Genomic DNA, 14914 nt, shown 5'->3' on the forward strand with positions numbered 1-14914 from the left:
TCAGGCGGCTTCCGCGGCCAGCTTCTCGGCCTTCTCGACGGCTTCCTCGATGGCGCCGACCATGTAGAAGGCGGCCTCGGGCAGGTGGTCGTATTCGCCGTCCACGATGGCCTTGAAGCTGCGGATGGTGTCGGCCAGCTCAACGAACTTGCCGGGGGTGTTGGTGAACTGCTCGGCCACGAAGAACGGCTGCGACAGGAAGCGCTGGATCTTGCGGGCGCGGGCCACGACCAGCTTGTCCTCTTCGGACAGCTCATCCATGCCCAGGATGGCGATGATGTCCTTCAGGCCCTTGTACTGCTGCAGCACTTCCTGAACCCGGCGGGCCACGGTGTAGTGCTCCTCGCCGATCACCAGGGGGTCCATGATCCGGCTGGTGGAGTCCAGCGGATCCACGGCCGGGAAGATGGCCTGGGCGGCGATGTCGCGGCTCAGCACGGTCGTCGCATCCAGGTGGGCGAAGGAGGCGGCGGGGGCCGGGTCGGTCAGGTCGTCGGCGGGCACATAGATGGCCTGGACCGAGGTGATCGAGCCCTTCTTGGTGGAGGTGATGCGCTCCTGCAGATTGCCCATCTCGGTGGCCAGGGTGGGCTGATAGCCCACGGCCGAGGGGATGCGGCCCAGCAGCGCCGACACTTCCGAGCCGGCCTGGGTGAAGCGGAAGATGTTGTCCACGAACAGCAGAACGTCCTTGCCTTCCTCGTCGCGGAAGTACTCGGCCTGGGCCAGGCCGGTCAGGGCCACGCGGGCGCGGGCGCCGGGAGGCTCGTTCATCTGGCCATAGACCAGGGCGCACTTGGAGCCCTCGGTGGAGCCGTTGTTCTTGGCCGGGTCCACGTTCACGTTGGACTCGATCATCTCGTGATACAGGTCGTTGCCCTCGCGGGTGCGCTCACCCACGCCGGCCAGGACGGAGTAGCCGCCGTAGGCCTTGGCGATGTTGTTGATCAGCTCCTGCATGGTCACGGTCTTGCCCACGCCGGCGCCGCCGAACAGGCCGATCTTGCCGCCCTTGGTGTAGGGGCACATCAGGTCGATGACCTTGATGCCGGTGACCAGGATTTCCGAGCTGGTGGACTGCTCCTCGAAGCTGGGGGCCTCGCGGTGGATCGGGCGGTACATGTCGGTCTTGATCGGACCGGCTTCGTCGATGGGGTCGCCCACCACGTTCATGATGCGGCCCAGGGCGCCGGGGCCCACGGGGGTCATGATGGACGAACCGGTGTCGGTCACCGGCTGGCCGCGGGTCAGGCCCTCGGTGGTGTCCATAGCGATGGTGCGGACCACGTTCTGTCCCAGGTGCTGGGCCACTTCCAGCACGAGACGGAAGGGCTCGCCCGTCTTCTGGTCGGTGTTCTGGGTTTCCAGGGCGTTCAGGATGGCCGGCAGGTGGCCGTCGAACTCGACGTCCACGACGGCGCCGATGACCTGGGCGATGCGGCCGGTGGCGCCGGAGGCGGCGGCCTTGGGCGCGACCTTCTTCGCCGCAACAGCGGGCTTCTTCGCAGCGGGCTTGCGGGCGGCGGGCTTCTTGGGGGCGATGGTGTCGGTCATATCGGTGCTGTCCGTATGGAAATCGTGTTGCGTCAGATCAGAGGGCTTCGGCGCCGGAGATGATCTCGATCAGCTCCTTGGTGATCTGCGCCTGGCGGGAACGGTTGTACTGCAGGGTCAGGGCGTTGATCAGGTCGCCCGCGTTTCGGGTGGCGGAGTCCATGGCGCTCATCTGGGCGCCGTAGAAGCCGGCTTGGTTCTCGTAGAGGGCGGCCAGGATCTGGGTGGTGATGTTTCGCGGCAGGAGCGTTTCCAGGATTTCCTCCTCGGAAGGCTCGTATTCATAGACCGCGCCGTTCAGGTCCACCGGCTCGGCGTCCGCGGCCACCTCGGCGGGGACAAGACCCTTGGCGGTGGGAACCTGGGAGATCACCGAGCGGAAGCGGCTGTAGAACAGGGTGACCACGTCGGCCCGGCCGGATTCGAACTCATCGGCGATCAGCTCGGCGATGGGCTGGGCCGAGTGCAGGCCCACGGTCTTGTGCTCGGAAAGCTCGAACGTCTGGATGATGCGGTCGGCGAAGAGCCGGCGCAGCTGGTCGCGGGACTTGCGGCCCACCGCGATGATGCGGACGTCCTTGCCCTCTGCGATCAAGGCCTTGATGCGCTCGCGCGCGGCCCGGACCACATTGGTGGAGAAGCCGCCGGCCAGACCCTTGTCCGCCGTGGCCACCACGATCAGATGCTTCTGGTCCGCGCCGGTTCCGGCCAGCAGCTTCGGCGCATCGTCGCCCGAAACGCCCTGCGCCAGGTTGGCGATGACCGAGGCCATCTTTTCGGCATAGGGCCGGGCGGACGTGGCCTGGTCCTGGGCACGCTTCAGCTTGGCCGCGGCGACCATCTGCATGGCTTTCGTGATCTTCTGCGTGGCTTTCACGCTTCCGATCCGATTGCGCATTTCCTTGAGGCTGGCCATCCGGCGTTCCTCTAGCTCCTAAAGGTTCGGACGATCAGGCGAAGGTCTTGGCGAAGGCGTCCAGAGCCGACTTCAGCTCGGTTTCCAGCTCGGGCGTCAGCGCCTTCTTGGTGCGGATGCCCTCCAGCAGGGAGGCGTGGTTCGAGTGGATGCGGGCCAGAAGCTCGCGCTCGAAGCGCTGCACGTCCGAAACGGCCAGCTTGTCCAGATAGCCGCGCGTGCCCGCATAGATGGACACCACCTGCTCCTCGACCGCCAGCGGCGAGTACTGGGGCTGCTTCAACAGCTCGGTCAGGCGTTCGCCGCGCGCCAGCTGGCGCTGGGTGGTCACGTCCAGATCCGAACCGAACTTGGCGAAGGCGGCCATCTCCCGGTACTGGGCCAGCTCGCCCTTGATGGAGCCGGCCACCTGCTTCATGGCCTTGATCTGGGCCGAGGAGCCCACGCGGGACACCGAGATGCCCACGTTCACCGCCGGGCGGATGCCCTGGTAGAACAGGTCCGATTCCAGGAAGATCTGGCCGTCGGTGATCGAAATCACGTTGGTCGGGATGTAGGCCGACACGTCGTTGGCCTGGGTCTCGATGATCGGCAGGGCGGTCAGGGAGCCCGAGCCGTAGTCCTCGTTCAGCTTGGCCGCGCGCTCCAGCAGGCGGCTGTGCAGATAGAAGACGTCGCCCGGATAGGCTTCGCGGCCCGGCGGACGGCGCAGCAGCAGGGACATCTGGCGGTAGGCCACGGCCTGCTTGGACAGGTCGTCATAGACGATCAGCGCGTGCATGCCGTTGTCGCGGAACCACTCGCCCATGGCGCAGCCGGCGAACGGGGCCAGGAACTGCAGCGGGGCCGGCTCGGAGGCCGTGGCGGCCACCACGATGGTGTACTCCAGCGCGCCGGACTCCTCGAGCGTCTTGACGATCTGGGCCACGGTGGAGCGCTTCTGGCCGATGGCCACGTAGATGCAGTAGAGCTTGGCGCTCTCGTCGTCGGTCTTGTTGACGTTCTTCTGGTTCAGGATGGTGTCGACGGCCACGGCGGTCTTGCCCACCTGACGGTCGCCGATGATCAGCTCGCGCTGGCCGCGGCCGACGGGGATCAGGGTGTCGATGGCCTTCAGGCCGGTCTGCATGGGCTCATGCACCGACTTGCGGGGGATGATGCCCGGCGCCTTGACGTCCACCCGGCGGCGCTCGGCGGCGCCCTTGATGGGGCCCTTGCCGTCGATGGGCTCGCCCAGCGGGTTGACGACGCGGCCCAGCAGCGCCTTGCCCACCGGCACGTCCACGATCTCGCCCAGGCGGCGGACCTCGTCGCCCTCTGCGATCTCGGCGTCGGCGCCGAAGATCACCGCGCCCACATTGTCGCGCTCCAGGTTCAGGGCCATGCCCTTCACGCCGGCCTTGGTGAACTCGACCATTTCACCGGCCTGGACATTGTCCAGACCGTGGATGCGGGCGACGCCGTCGCCGATCGACAGCACGCTGCCGACGTCGGAGACATCGGCCTCGACGCCGAAGTCGGCGATCTGCGACTTGAGGATGGCCGAGATTTCGGCGGCGCGGATGTCCATAGCTGGCTCTTTCGGTTTTCGTCCTGAGCGGGCGTTTCCGCCCGTTGTCTTGTTGATCGGTAAGGGTCAGGCCCGGCGAAGGGCGAATTTCATCTGGTCGAGTTTGGTCTTCAGCGAGGCGTCGAACAACTTCGAGCCCACCTTGACCTTGATCCCGCCCAGAATCGACGGATCGACCCGGGCGGTCAGTTCGGGGTCGCGGCCCAGGGCGCTTTTCAGGGCCGCCTTGACCGACGTCATCTGTTTCGCCGCGAGCGGCTTGGCCGAAACCACCTCGGCGGCCACGATGCCGGCATGGCGGGCGTAGAGCGCCTCGAAGGCCGCGATCACGCCCGGCAGGTCCGCCGCGCGGCCGCTGGAGGCCGCAAGGCCCAGAAATTTCTTCGTGATCGAATCGAACGTCGCCTTGTCGGCGATGGCCTCCAGGCCCTTCTGCTTGTCCTCGGCCGAAATCACCGGGGAGGTCGCCAGGCGGCGCAGGTCCGCGCTGTCGATCCAGGCAGCCTTCAGGCTGCGCAGGTCGTCGCGCACGGCGTCCAGCCGCTTGTTTTCATTGGCGAGATCAAACAACGCCTGAGCGTATCGTTCGCCGACTTCCGTCGATCTGAAATCTTCAGCCACTTATATGGTCCGCCGGGTGAAAGCGTCTGGGTCGTCACCGGGACGGGGTCGTTCCGGCCAAAGGCTTGAATTGCTTGGTAAAAGCACGCGACGAGGAACTCCTTCAAGCCCCGCGTCTGGCAAGCCGGGCGCCTGTTAGCATGGGCCGGTCCGCCCCGCAACCGAGGCGGGGCGCCGCATGACCCGGCAGACGGCCATCTGGCGGGAGGCCCGGGCAGTTGCTATTCGGTCAACAGCGGGAACCGCCCGCGCAAACCGGAACACGACACCCGATGGACTATCTGCTTTCCCTGCTGGCCGATCCGGCCGCCTGGGCCGCCCTGATCACCCTTATCGTCATGGAAGTGGTGCTGGGGATCGACAATCTGATCTTTATCTCGATCCTGTCCAACAAGCTGCCCGAACAGCACCGGTCGCGGGTTCGTCGCATCGGCATTTCGCTGGCGCTGGTCATGCGCCTGGTTCTGTTGTCCACCATCGCCTGGATCGTGACCCTGACCGCGCCGGTGTTCGCGGTGTTCGGCAATGAGTTCTCCTGGAAGGACATGATCCTGATCGCCGGGGGACTGTTCCTGGTCTGGAAGGCCACCAAGGAAATCCACCACTCGGTCGACCCCACGCCGGGCGACGACCTGCTGGACAAGGACAAGGCCGACGTGGTCATCAGCAACATCGGCGGGGCGATCTTCCAGATCATTCTGCTGGACCTGGTGTTCTCCATCGACTCCATCCTGACCGCCGTGGGCATGACCGATCACCTGCCGATCATGGTCATCGCCGTGCTGGTGGCCATCGCGGTCATGCTGCTGGCGGCCGACCCGCTGGGGAACTTCATCCACAACAACCCCACCGTCGTCATGCTGGCCCTGGGCTTCCTGCTGATGATCGGCATGGTGCTGATCGCCGAAGGCTTCGGCGCCCATGTGCCCAAGGGCTATATCTACGCGGCCATGGCCTTCTCGGCCGGGGTCGAGGCCCTGAACATGTGGCAGCGGAAATCCCACGAACGAAAAGCCGCGGCCCGCGCCGCCTCAAGCGGCGGCGACCCGTCCATCTGACGACAGAGGAGCCCAGCGTGATCAGGTTTCTGTTTTCGCTGGGCCTGCTGGCTCTGATCAGCACCGCCGCGCCGACGTGGGCCCAGCCTGCGCCGGTGCTGGGCTACAGGGTGGTCGAAACCTATCCGCATGATCGGGCGGCGTTCACCCAGGGTCTGCTGTGGCGTGACGGCCATTTGTACGAAAGCACAGGACACCACGGCGCCTCAGGCGTGCGCCAGGTCCGCCTTGAAGACGGAGAAGTCCTGCAACGCCAGAGCGTGCCCCGGCAGTATTTCGGCGAAGGAATCGTGGACTGGGATGACCGACTGATCGGCCTGACATGGCGGCACGGGATCGGCTTCGTCTGGGAGATCGACAGCTTCACATTGGTGACAGCCTTCACCTATTCCGGCGAGGGCTGGGGCCTGACCCGTGACGACCGCCGCCTGATCATGAGCGACGGCACAGCGGAGCTGCGCTTTCTCGACCCTGAGACCTTTGGCGAAACCAGCCGGCTGCGGGTCATGGACGACGGCCAGCCCGTGGCAAACCTGAACGAGTTGGAGTGGATAGAAGGCGAGGTCTGGGCGAATATCTGGGGCAGCGACCGCATCGCCCGCATCGACCCGGACACCGGCCGGGTGACCGCCTGGGTGGACCTGACCGGGCTGCTTCCCGCCGAGGACAGATCGGGCGCCGACGTGCTGAACGGCATCGCATGGGACGCGCAGAACCGGCGCCTGTTCGTCACCGGCAAATACTGGCCGACCCTGTTCCACATCGAGGTGATCGAGCCCCGGGGCGCCCCGGACGAGCGTTAGAGGAAGCTGTAGGGGTCCACGTCCACGGATAGCCGGACCGAGGACGGGATTTTCACCCGGGCCAGCCACGCCCGCAGGAAGGCCTGAAGATCCACGTCCCGGTCGGCCCTGACCAGCAGCCTTTTTCTGCGCCGGCCCCGCACCAGCGCCAGCGGGGCGTCGGCGGGGCCGTAGACCTCCAGCCGCTCGGCGTTTGGAATGGCGGCGGCCAGATCGGCGGCGGCCTTCTCCACCGCTTCGGCCTTCTCTCCGGACAGAATCAGCGCCGCCAGACGGCCGTGGGGCGGCAGGGACGCGGCCTCGCGCTCGGCGATCTCGGTTTGCATGAACGCCTCCCGGTCCCCCGCCGCCAGCGCCTGAAGCACCGGATGCTCCGGCGTCCAGGTCTGCAGCAGGGCGCGCCCGGGCCGGTCCGCCCGGCCAGCCCGGCCCGTGGCCTGGGTCAGCAGCTGGAAGGTGCGTTCGGCCGCGCGCAGGTCGCCGCCCCGCAGGCCCAGATCGGCGTCCACCACCCCCACCAGCGTCAGGCGCGGGAAGTTGTGACCCTTCGCCGCCGCCTGGGTGGCCACCAGAATGTCGATGCCGCCATCGGCCATGGTCTCGATCAGGGCCCGAGCGCTCTTGCCGTCGGGCACGGTGTCGGAGCTGAACACCGCCGTACGCGCATCGGGGAACAGGCCGCGCACCTCCTCCTCCACCCGCTCCACCCCCGGCCCCACGGGCACGAGGGTGTCCGCCGCCCCGCAGGCCGGGCAGGTCTTGGGCTTGGCCATGGAGAAGCCGGTCAGGTGGCACACCAGCCGCCCGGTGTAGCGGTGCTCCACCAGCCAGGAGTCCGTGTCCGGCGCCGTCAGCCGGTGCCCGCAGGCGCGGCACAGCACCACCGGCGCATAGCCCCTCCGGTTCAGGAACAGCAGCACCTGCTCACCCCGGCCCAGGGTCTCGATCATGGCCTCGCGCAGGGGCTGGGACAGCCAGGTCTGGGGATCGGGCGGGGCCTGCCGCAGGTCGATCAGGGCGATGGACGGCATCACCGCCGCCCCGTGCCGCGCCGACAGCCGGAGCCAGCCGTAGCGCCCCTGCCGCGCATTGGTCAGGGTCTCCAGAGACGGGGTGGCCGAGGCCAGCACCACCGCCGCGCTTTCGATCCGGGCGCGCGCCACCGCCAGATCGCGGGCGTGATAGATCAGGCCTTCCTCCTGCTTGAACGAGCCGTCGTGTTCCTCGTCCACCACGATCAGGCGCAGATTGACGAAGGGCAGGAACAGGGCCGAGCGCGCACCCACCACGATGGTGCAGCGCCCGGCGGCCACCGCCTCCCACACCTGACGGCGGCGCGGGCCCGGCACGCCGGAATGCCACTCGGCCGGCAGGGCGCCGAAGCGATCGGCGATGCGCGCGATCACCGCCTGGGTCAGGGCGATTTCGGGCAGCAGGATCAGGATCTGGGCGTCGGGTTCCGCCTTCAGCAGACGGGCCATGGCCTCCAGATAGGCCTCGGTCTTCCCCGAACCGGTGACCCCATCCAGCAGGAAGGGCGCGAAGGCGCGGGCCGCCACCGCCTGCGACAGCACATCGGCCGCCGCCCCCTGATCCGCATTCAGGGTGGCGGGCGCATGGCCCGGGTCCGGCGCATCAAACCCGGCCTCGGCCGCGATCTCGATGACCTCCAGCACGCCCTCGTCGGTCAGGCCCTTGACCACCCCCGCCGACACGCTGGCCGCCCGGGCCAGGTCGGCTCCGGTCATGGCCCGGTCGCCCAGAGCCTGAAGCACCGCGTCGCGGGCGGGCGTCGCACGGGCCGGGACGCGGTCGCCCACCCGGCGCACCCGGCGCTCGGGGCGGGGCGGCGGGCTGCGCAGGCCCTTGATGGCCATGGCCGCCATCTCGCCCGGCGGGCTCAGGGTCCAGCGCGCGGCCCATTCCACGAAGGCGAGGGTCCGGGGCGGCAGGGGCGGATCGTCGATCCGATGATCCACCGCCTTCAGCCGCCGATTGGAGCCGGTCGTCTCGCGCACCTCCGACACAATGCCCCGCACCAGCCGCGGGCCCAGCGGCACCGCCACATGGTCACCCGGCGCCAGCGTCAATCCCTCCGGAACCTCGTAGTCGAAGGCTTCGGGCACCGGCAGGGGAATCAGGACGGCGGCGAGGATCATCCCTCACGCTCGCACAAGCCGCGATGATCCGCTAAAGGGCGAGCCATGAAACTCTTTCTCGACACAGCCGACGTCGCCGTCATCAAGGACATGGTCCCCACCGGCATGGTGGACGGCGTCACCACCAATCCATCCCTGATCGCCAAATCCGGTCGCAACATCGCCGAGGTCATCGCCGAAATCTGCGCCCTGGTCGAGGGCCCCATTTCCGCCGAGGCCGTGGCCGTGGACTTCGAGACCATGGTCAAGGAAGGCGACAAGCTGGCCGCCATCGCCGACAATGTGGTGGTCAAGCTGCCCCTGACCTGGGACGGACTGCGCGCCTGCCGCGCCTTCACCGACAAGGGCATCAAGACCAACGTCACCCTGTGCTTCTCGGCGGCCCAGGCCATGCTGGCGGCCAAGGCCGGCGCGACCTTCATCTCGCCCTTCGTGGGCCGGCTGGAGGATCACGGCGCGGACGGCATCGGCCTGCTGGAGGAAATCCGCGTGCTTTACGACGTGCACGGCTTCGAAACCGAAATCCTGGCCGCATCCCTGCGCAATCCCGCCCATGTGTCGGCCGCGGCCGTGGCCGGCGCCGACGCCGCGACCCTGCCGCCGGACGTTTTGAAGGCCCTGGTCAAGCATCCCTTAACCGACAAGGGTCTTGATCAATTCCTGGCCGACTGGGGCAAGACGGGACAATCCATCCTGTAATCCCGGCTCCGGCTGTATTCGAGCCGGAGATCGTCGTGAGCGGCGCACAGGAATCCATCGACACGGACGCCGCCCCAGGCCTGCACTGGCCCGAGGTGCGCGCATGGGTGCAGGCCAACGGCGACTTGCTGACGGCCGACCGCGCCCTGCTGGAAGAGCTTGGCCTGAAGACCACGGGCCCCAACGTGGTGGAGTTCGGCCGCGCCGCCCTGACCCGGCTGGAAAGCCTGATCGAGAAGGAATCCGGCGCCCGCCGCCAAATCGAGGCCGTGGCCCGCGCCAATTTCGCCGCCCAGACCCAGACCCATGTGGCGGCCCTGGATTTGATGGAATCCCGCAACCACTCCGACCTGGCCCGGCGCCTCGACGCCGCCGCCCAGGCCCGTTTCGGTCTGGCGGGCGCGGCCATCGCGCTGGAGAAGCCCGGCGGCGTGCCCTTCGGCTGGCGCGTGCTGGAAGCCGGCGCGGTCAACGGCCTCGTGGGCGATGACGGGCTGGCCTGGCTTGGCCCCAATTTCGACGGGCTGGACCTGTTCGGCGGGGCCGAGGACGAGGTGCGCAGCGTCGCCCTGATCCGCATGGCGCCGTGGTCGCCGTCCCGGCCGGCCCTGTGCGCCTTCGGCTCGCCGGAGCCCGAGGGCTTCACACCCGCCATGGGCTGCGAACTGGTGTCTTTTCTGACCCGGGTGGTGGAGCGCATGGCCGAGCGATGGCCCATCCTCAACTGACCGCCGATCAGGCCCTGACCACGTGGCTGGAGCATCTGGCCCACGAGCGGAGGCTGTCGCCCCGCACGCTGGAGGCCTACGGCCATATCGGTCGCCATTATATCGGCTTTCTGGGCCGGCACCGGGGCGAGGCGCTGGGCGTCGCCGATCTGGGCGCGGTGACGGCGGCGGAGGTGCGCGCGCATTTGGCCGAGCGGCGCTCGGGCGACAGGCCGCTGGGCGCCCGGTCCCTGAACCAGACGCTGGCGGGCATCCGCAGTCTGCATGATTTTCTGGACCGCCGCTGCGGCGTTCCGGCCCCTCAGATCGCCCTGGTTAAGGGCCCGCGCGCGAAGCCATCCCTGCCGCGCCCGGTCAGCGAGGATCAGGCGCGCGGCCTCATGGCCGAGCCCGACAGCGATACCGACCTGCAACCGTGGGAGGCGGCGCGTGACCGGGCGGTGCTGACCCTGCTGTACGGCTGCGGCCTGCGCATCTCCGAAGGATTGAGCCTGACCCGCGCCGATGCGCCGCTGCCCGAGACCCTGCGCATCACCGGCAAGGGCGGCAAGACCCGGCTGGTCCCGGTCCTGCCCGCCGTGCGCGCGGCGGTGGACGCCTATGTGGCCGCCGTTCCCTTCGGCCTGTCGCCGGACGAGCCCCTGTTCCGCGCCCGGCGTGGGGGGCCGCTCAGCCCCCGGCACGTTCAGGCCATGGTCCAGCGTCTGCGCGGGCGGCTTGGCCTGCCGCCCTCGGCCACGCCCCACGCCCTGCGCCACAGCTTCGCCACCCACCTGCTGGGCGCCGGGGCCGATCTGCGGTCCATCCAGGAACTGCTGGGCCACGCGTCCCTGTCCACGACACAGAAATACGCCGCCGTGAACGCTGATCACCTTCTGGGGGTCTATGCACGGGCCCATCCCAGGGCCTAACGTCGGTTTTCCGCTGGGGGCGGGAGGGGCGCATGCGCCTGACGAAACGATCCGTACTGGCGGGTCTGGCGGGGGCGCTGGCGGCGCCCAGGTCCGGGCTCGCACGGGCTCAGGCGACGGGTGAGGCGGGCCCTGAGGGGCCGCCGCCCATCGATCCGACCGCGTTGCAGACCCTGTCCAATCTGGTCACGCGCATGGCCGTGCCGGTGCAGATCGCCGGCCAGGGTCCGTTCCATTTCGTCATCGACACGGGTGCGACGCGCACCACCCTGTCCCGGGAACTGGCCGAGAGCCTCAACCTGTCGCCGGGACCGGAGGTGGTGGTGCACGGAGTCGTCAGCGCCGAGCGCGCCGCGACCGTCGTCGTGCCTCGACTGGATTTCGCCAGCAGCCGGATCCCCGACCTGATCGCCCCGGTCTTCACCCGCGCCCGCCTGGGTGTCGACGGCCTGCTGGGTGTGGATGTGCTGGGCGATTACCGGCTGGTCTTCGACATGGCGGGCGAGCGCGTCTCTCTGCTGCGTTCGCCCCGCGTCGCCTATGTCCAGCAGATGGACGTGGACATCAGCCGCCTGAACCGCGCCAACGCGCTGCGAGGCCATCGGGAGTACGGCCAGCTGACCGTGACCGATGTGGCCGCCGACGGAGTGGATGTGACCGCCTTCATCGACAGCGGCGCCCAGCATTCCATCGGCAACATGGCCCTGTTCAACTCGCTGGCCGTCCAGAGGCCGTCCTTGCGCGACCAGGTGTGGGAGACGCCCATCATCGGCGTGACGGGCCAGACCACCACCGGCCGGCTGGCCTATCTGCGGTCGCTGCGCCTGGGGTCGGCGCGCGTCCATGACCTTCCGGTGCTGTTCGCTGACCTGCACGCCTTCGACATATGGCGCCTGGCCGAGACGCCGGCCCTGCTGATGGGCGCCGACGTCCTGGGTATGTTCCGAAGCGTGACCATGGACTACGGCCAGATGCGCATGGTGTTCGGGTCAAGGCTCGAAAGGCGCTGACCTCAGTCCCAAAGCCTGCGCCACCGCCTCGCCGATAGCCAGGGAGCTGGTCAGGCCGGGGCTTTCGATGCCGAACAGGGCCATGAGGCCGTCCAGACCGTGCACATCCGCCCCGTCCAGACGGAAGTCGCCCTGGGGTTCGCCAGGCCCGTGCAGCTTGGGCCGGATTCCGGCGTAGTCGGGGGACAGGGCGCCCTCAGGCAGGGCAGGCCAGAAGCGCCGGATGGTCGCCTCGAACGCTTGAGCGCGCGCGGGATCAACCGAGTAGTCTTCGGTCTCGACGAAGGCGAGGTCGGGGCCGAACACCGCCTGCCCGCCCAGATCCTTGCGGTAGTGGGTGCCCAGGGCTCCGGGGATGGGCGGCGGATAGACCAGCCGGTCGAAAGGCGCCTTGCCCATCAGGCGGAAATAGACCCCCTTGCCCAGATGCCGGGCCGGGATGTTCCCTGGGGGATAGCCTTCCACCTTCGCAGCGACCTCCTGCGCGCCAAGGCCTGCCGAAAGCACCAGCAGCCGCGTGTTCAGTTCGGCGCCGGCCTCGCCGCCGGCGCGCACGCGGAACCCGCCGCCGGGCAGGGGTTCGGCGCCCTCGAACGGGGTAGCGGCCACTACTGATCCGCCCGCGTCCTCGATCTCGCCTTTCAGGGCCAGCATGTAGCCGTGGCTGTCGAACACCCCGCTCTCGGGCGACAGCAGGGCGCCGTGGCAGGCCAGCTCCGGCTCCAGCACCCGAACCCGATCCACGCTCAGCTGCGTCATGCCTTCCACGTCATTGGTTCGGGCCTGCGCCAGAATGGCGTCCAGCCTTTCAAGCTCGTCCGGGGCTGTGGCTACCACCAGCTTGCCGCACTTGCGGTGATCGATCTTGCGGCTTTCCAGATAGGGCCACAGGGCCCGGCGGCCCTGAACGCAGAAGCGCGCCTTCAGCGAGCCGGTGGGATAGTAGAGCCCGCCGTGGACCACCTCGGAATTGCGCGAGGAGACGCCCTGGCCGATGTCGGCCTCGCGCTCCAGCACCAGCACCGTCTGGCCCCGTTTCGCCAGCGCCCGCCCGCAGGCCAGGCCCACGGCGCCGGCGCCCACCACCACCGCGTCGAAGTCGAAGGGCTGGGTCAGCTGACGTATCCGGATTGGATCAGTTCGGCGATGTGCGCCACCGCCACCGGGCGACCGCGCTCCACCACGAACAGGTTGGCGATCTTGTTGGCGGCCAGCAGGTCGATGACCTCGCTCATGCGCGCGTCCGGCGTCACGGTGATGGGATCGCGGCTCATGATGTCGGCGGCCTTCAGGCCGGCGATGTCGCGCAGGAAGGCGCGGCGCACGTCGCCGTCGGTGATCATGCCGATCAGGCGGCCGTCCGGCTCGACAATGGCCACGCAGCCCTGACGCCCCTTGGTGATGGCCGACACCACCTCGGCGAAGGCGGCGCCCTCGGGCAGGGTCACGGGCGGCTCGCGCTTGTCGCCCATCCATTCGCTGACCCGCTGCAGCCGCATGCCCAGCGACCCGCCGGGATGCCGCATGCCGAAATCCTCGGCCGTGAAGCCGCGCTGGTCCATCAGCACCATGGCCAGGGCGTCGCCCAGGGCCAGGGTCATCAGGGTCGAGGTGGTGGGCGCCAGATTGTTCGGGCACGCCTCGGCCACCTTGGGCATCACCAGCGGCACGGTGGACATGCGGTGCAGGAAGCTGCCCTCGCGCTGGGTGATGCCGATGACCGGGATATGGTGACGCTGGCAGAACAGCAGCGGATCGCGCAACTCGCGGCTTTCCCCAGACGAGGAAATGGCCAGCAGGGTGCAGTCCTCCCGCAGCATGCCCAGGTCCCCGTGGCTCATCTCGGCCGGGTGCACGAAGAAGGCGTTGGTGCCGGTGGAGGCCAGGGTGGCGGCGATCTTGCCGCCGATATGGCCCGACTTGCCCATGCCCGTGACCACCAGATAGCCGGGCCGGCTCAGGACGGTGCGGCACGCCTCGATCAGCGCCTCGCCGAGGCTGTCGTTCAGGGCCGTCAGGGCCTCAATGTTCAGGGCCATCACCTCGCGGGCGCGGGCCAGCATGGCCTGGTCGTCCGGGCGGGCGTCTTGAGTGCTCGTGTTCATGGACATGGGCCATAGCCCATCGGGGCCGGTTCAGGCCAGCTTTCGCGCCGCCTCAAGGTCCGCCGGATTGTCCACCGACAGGGGGGCTTCATCGATCACCGCAGCCCAGATGCTCAGACCCATCTCCAGCGCCCGCAGTTGCTCCAGCTTCTCGCGACGCTCCAGCGGCGACGGCGGGGCGGCGCAGAAGGCCTCCAGCGCCGCGCGCCGATAGCCATAGACGCCCACATGGCGCCACACCGGCCCGTCGCCATAAAGCGTCGAGCGGGTGAAATAGAGCGCCCGGCCGCTGCCTCCTGTCCCGTCCAGCGCCAGCACCGCCTTGACCACGTCGGGATTGGCCCGGTCCTCCGGCCCCGCCTCGAGCGCCACCAGGGTGGCGATGTCGCAGGACGGCTCGCGCGCCATCAGGTCGGCGCACAGGCGGCTGATGGACGGGTCGGCGAAGGGCATGTCGCCCTGCAGATTGATGACCACGTCGTGGGCGCCGTCCGGGTCAATGGCGTCCAAGGCCGCGCGGATGCGGTCCGACCCCGAAGGCAGTTCCGGATCGGTCAGGACGGCTCGGCCGCCGGCGGCCTCGACCGCCTGGACGATCTCCGGGTCGCCCGCAGCCACGGCCGCAGGCAGGCCCGAGGCCGCCGCCGCCTCATACGCCCGCACGATCATGGGCTTGCCGCCGATGTCGGCCAGCGGCTTGTTCGGCAGGCGCGTGGCCGCCATGCGGGCGGGGATCAGGACCAGGGGGTTCATGCTCCGGCGCTAGCCCCGATGGCGCGC

14 protein-coding genes are annotated in these 14914 nt (G+C 68.7%); 6 read left to right on the forward strand and 8 right to left on the reverse strand.

Features of this window, described 5'->3' with window-relative positions:
* From atpD to ACI8U3_RS07225, 4 genes are all read right to left on the reverse strand, one after another.
* The gene (gene atpD / locus ACI8U3_RS07210; protein ID WP_415014189.1) at positions 1-1554 is read right to left on the reverse strand and encodes a F0F1 ATP synthase subunit beta; all 1554 of its coding nucleotides are present in this window, start codon (positions 1552-1554) and stop codon (positions 1-3) included.
* 37 nt (positions 1555-1591) lie between these two features.
* A complete protein-coding gene (locus ACI8U3_RS07215; protein WP_415014190.1) occupies positions 1592-2470 on the reverse strand; it encodes a F0F1 ATP synthase subunit gamma in 879 nt (292 codons plus the stop codon).
* A 34-nt stretch (positions 2471-2504) separates the two neighbouring features.
* Positions 2505-4040, reverse strand: a complete 1536-nt coding sequence (gene atpA / locus ACI8U3_RS07220; protein WP_415014191.1) for a F0F1 ATP synthase subunit alpha — start codon at positions 4038-4040, stop codon at positions 2505-2507.
* 66 nt (positions 4041-4106) lie between these two features.
* Complete coding sequence (locus tag ACI8U3_RS07225) at positions 4107-4661, reverse strand: F0F1 ATP synthase subunit delta (protein WP_415014192.1); 555 nt, start codon at positions 4659-4661, stop codon at positions 4107-4109.
* 272 nt (positions 4662-4933) lie between these two features.
* On the opposite strand from ACI8U3_RS07225, the gene ACI8U3_RS07230 reads away from it, so the two are divergent.
* Entirely contained in the window at positions 4934-5719 is a 786-nt protein-coding gene (locus tag ACI8U3_RS07230) for a TerC family protein (protein ID WP_415014193.1), read from the forward strand.
* A 17-nt stretch (positions 5720-5736) separates the two neighbouring features.
* Positions 5737-6522 (forward strand): glutaminyl-peptide cyclotransferase, encoded by a 786-nt coding sequence (locus ACI8U3_RS07235; RefSeq protein WP_415014194.1) that lies wholly within the window; start codon positions 5737-5739, stop codon positions 6520-6522.
* Here the strand turns inward: ACI8U3_RS07235 and ACI8U3_RS07240 are convergent.
* Positions 6519-8681: a primosomal protein N' gene (locus tag ACI8U3_RS07240; protein ID WP_415014195.1), complete on the reverse strand. Its 2163-nt coding sequence runs from the start codon at positions 8679-8681 to the stop codon at positions 6519-6521. The genes ACI8U3_RS07235 and ACI8U3_RS07240 overlap by 4 nt on opposite strands.
* Positions 8682-8726: 45 nt before the next feature.
* Here ACI8U3_RS07240 and fsa point away from each other — a divergent pair, with 45 nt between their 5' ends.
* From fsa to ACI8U3_RS07260, 4 genes are read left to right on the forward strand one after another with little or no spacing between them, the layout of a single operon-like run.
* Positions 8727-9380 carry a fructose-6-phosphate aldolase gene (gene fsa / locus ACI8U3_RS07245; protein ID WP_415014196.1) on the forward strand — a complete coding sequence of 218 codons (654 nt, stop codon included), beginning with the start codon at positions 8727-8729 and terminating at the stop codon, positions 9378-9380.
* 35 nt (positions 9381-9415) lie between these two features.
* Entirely contained in the window at positions 9416-10108 is a 693-nt protein-coding gene (locus ACI8U3_RS07250) for a DUF484 family protein (RefSeq protein WP_415014197.1), read from the forward strand.
* Positions 10090-11019: a tyrosine recombinase XerC gene (locus tag ACI8U3_RS07255; RefSeq protein WP_415014198.1), complete on the forward strand. Its 930-nt coding sequence runs from the start codon at positions 10090-10092 to the stop codon at positions 11017-11019. The genes ACI8U3_RS07250 and ACI8U3_RS07255 overlap by 19 nt, the downstream gene beginning before the upstream one ends.
* A 32-nt stretch (positions 11020-11051) precedes the next feature.
* Positions 11052-12029 carry a retroviral-like aspartic protease family protein gene (locus tag ACI8U3_RS07260; protein ID WP_415014199.1) on the forward strand — a complete coding sequence of 326 codons (978 nt, stop codon included), beginning with the start codon at positions 11052-11054 and terminating at the stop codon, positions 12027-12029.
* Here ACI8U3_RS07260 and ACI8U3_RS07265 read toward each other — a convergent pair.
* The 3 genes from ACI8U3_RS07265 to ACI8U3_RS07275 are packed head-to-tail and all read right to left on the reverse strand — an operon-like array spanning position 12009 to position 14887.
* Positions 12009-13145, reverse strand: a complete 1137-nt coding sequence (locus ACI8U3_RS07265; protein ID WP_415014313.1) for an NAD(P)/FAD-dependent oxidoreductase — start codon at positions 13143-13145, stop codon at positions 12009-12011. The two genes, ACI8U3_RS07260 and ACI8U3_RS07265, sit on opposite strands and share 21 nt — an antisense overlap.
* Positions 13142-14134 carry a KpsF/GutQ family sugar-phosphate isomerase gene (locus ACI8U3_RS07270; RefSeq protein WP_415014200.1) on the reverse strand — a complete coding sequence of 331 codons (993 nt, stop codon included), beginning with the start codon at positions 14132-14134 and terminating at the stop codon, positions 13142-13144. Before ACI8U3_RS07270 ends, ACI8U3_RS07265 begins: the two co-directional genes overlap by 4 nt.
* A gap of 30 nt (positions 14135-14164) precedes the next feature.
* On the reverse strand, positions 14165-14887 hold the full coding sequence (locus ACI8U3_RS07275; RefSeq protein ID WP_415014201.1) for a 3-deoxy-manno-octulosonate cytidylyltransferase: 723 nt from the start codon (positions 14885-14887) through the stop codon (positions 14165-14167).
* Between the last annotated feature and the right edge of the window lie 27 nt (positions 14888-14914).

The sequence above is a fragment of the Brevundimonas sp. genome, from assembly GCF_047617075.1.
GTDB lineage: Bacteria > Pseudomonadota > Alphaproteobacteria > Caulobacterales > Caulobacteraceae > Brevundimonas.

Bases quoted from the DNA above. Each gene is read 5' to 3' on its own strand.
- atpD (WP_415014189.1), bottom strand. From the start codon at position 1,554: ATGACCGACACCATCGCCCCCAAGAAGCCCGCCGCCCGCAAGCCCGCT.
- ACI8U3_RS07240 (WP_415014195.1), bottom strand. From the start codon at position 8,681: ATGATCCTCGCCGCCGTCCTGATTCCCCTGCCGGTGCCCGAAGCCTTC.
- ACI8U3_RS07215 (WP_415014190.1), bottom strand. From the start codon at position 2,470: ATGGCCAGCCTCAAGGAAATGCGCAATCGGATCGGAAGCGTGAAAGCC.
- ACI8U3_RS07230 (WP_415014193.1), top strand. From the start codon at position 4,934: ATGGACTATCTGCTTTCCCTGCTGGCCGATCCGGCCGCCTGGGCCGCC.
- ACI8U3_RS07255 (WP_415014198.1), top strand. From the start codon at position 10,090: ATGGCCCATCCTCAACTGACCGCCGATCAGGCCCTGACCACGTGGCTG.
- fsa (WP_415014196.1), top strand. From the start codon at position 8,727: ATGAAACTCTTTCTCGACACAGCCGACGTCGCCGTCATCAAGGACATG.
- ACI8U3_RS07275 (WP_415014201.1), bottom strand. From the start codon at position 14,887: ATGAACCCCCTGGTCCTGATCCCCGCCCGCATGGCGGCCACGCGCCTG.
- ACI8U3_RS07260 (WP_415014199.1), top strand. From the start codon at position 11,052: ATGCGCCTGACGAAACGATCCGTACTGGCGGGTCTGGCGGGGGCGCTG.
- ACI8U3_RS07270 (WP_415014200.1), bottom strand. From the start codon at position 14,134: ATGAACACGAGCACTCAAGACGCCCGCCCGGACGACCAGGCCATGCTG.
- atpA (WP_415014191.1), bottom strand. From the start codon at position 4,040: ATGGACATCCGCGCCGCCGAAATCTCGGCCATCCTCAAGTCGCAGATC.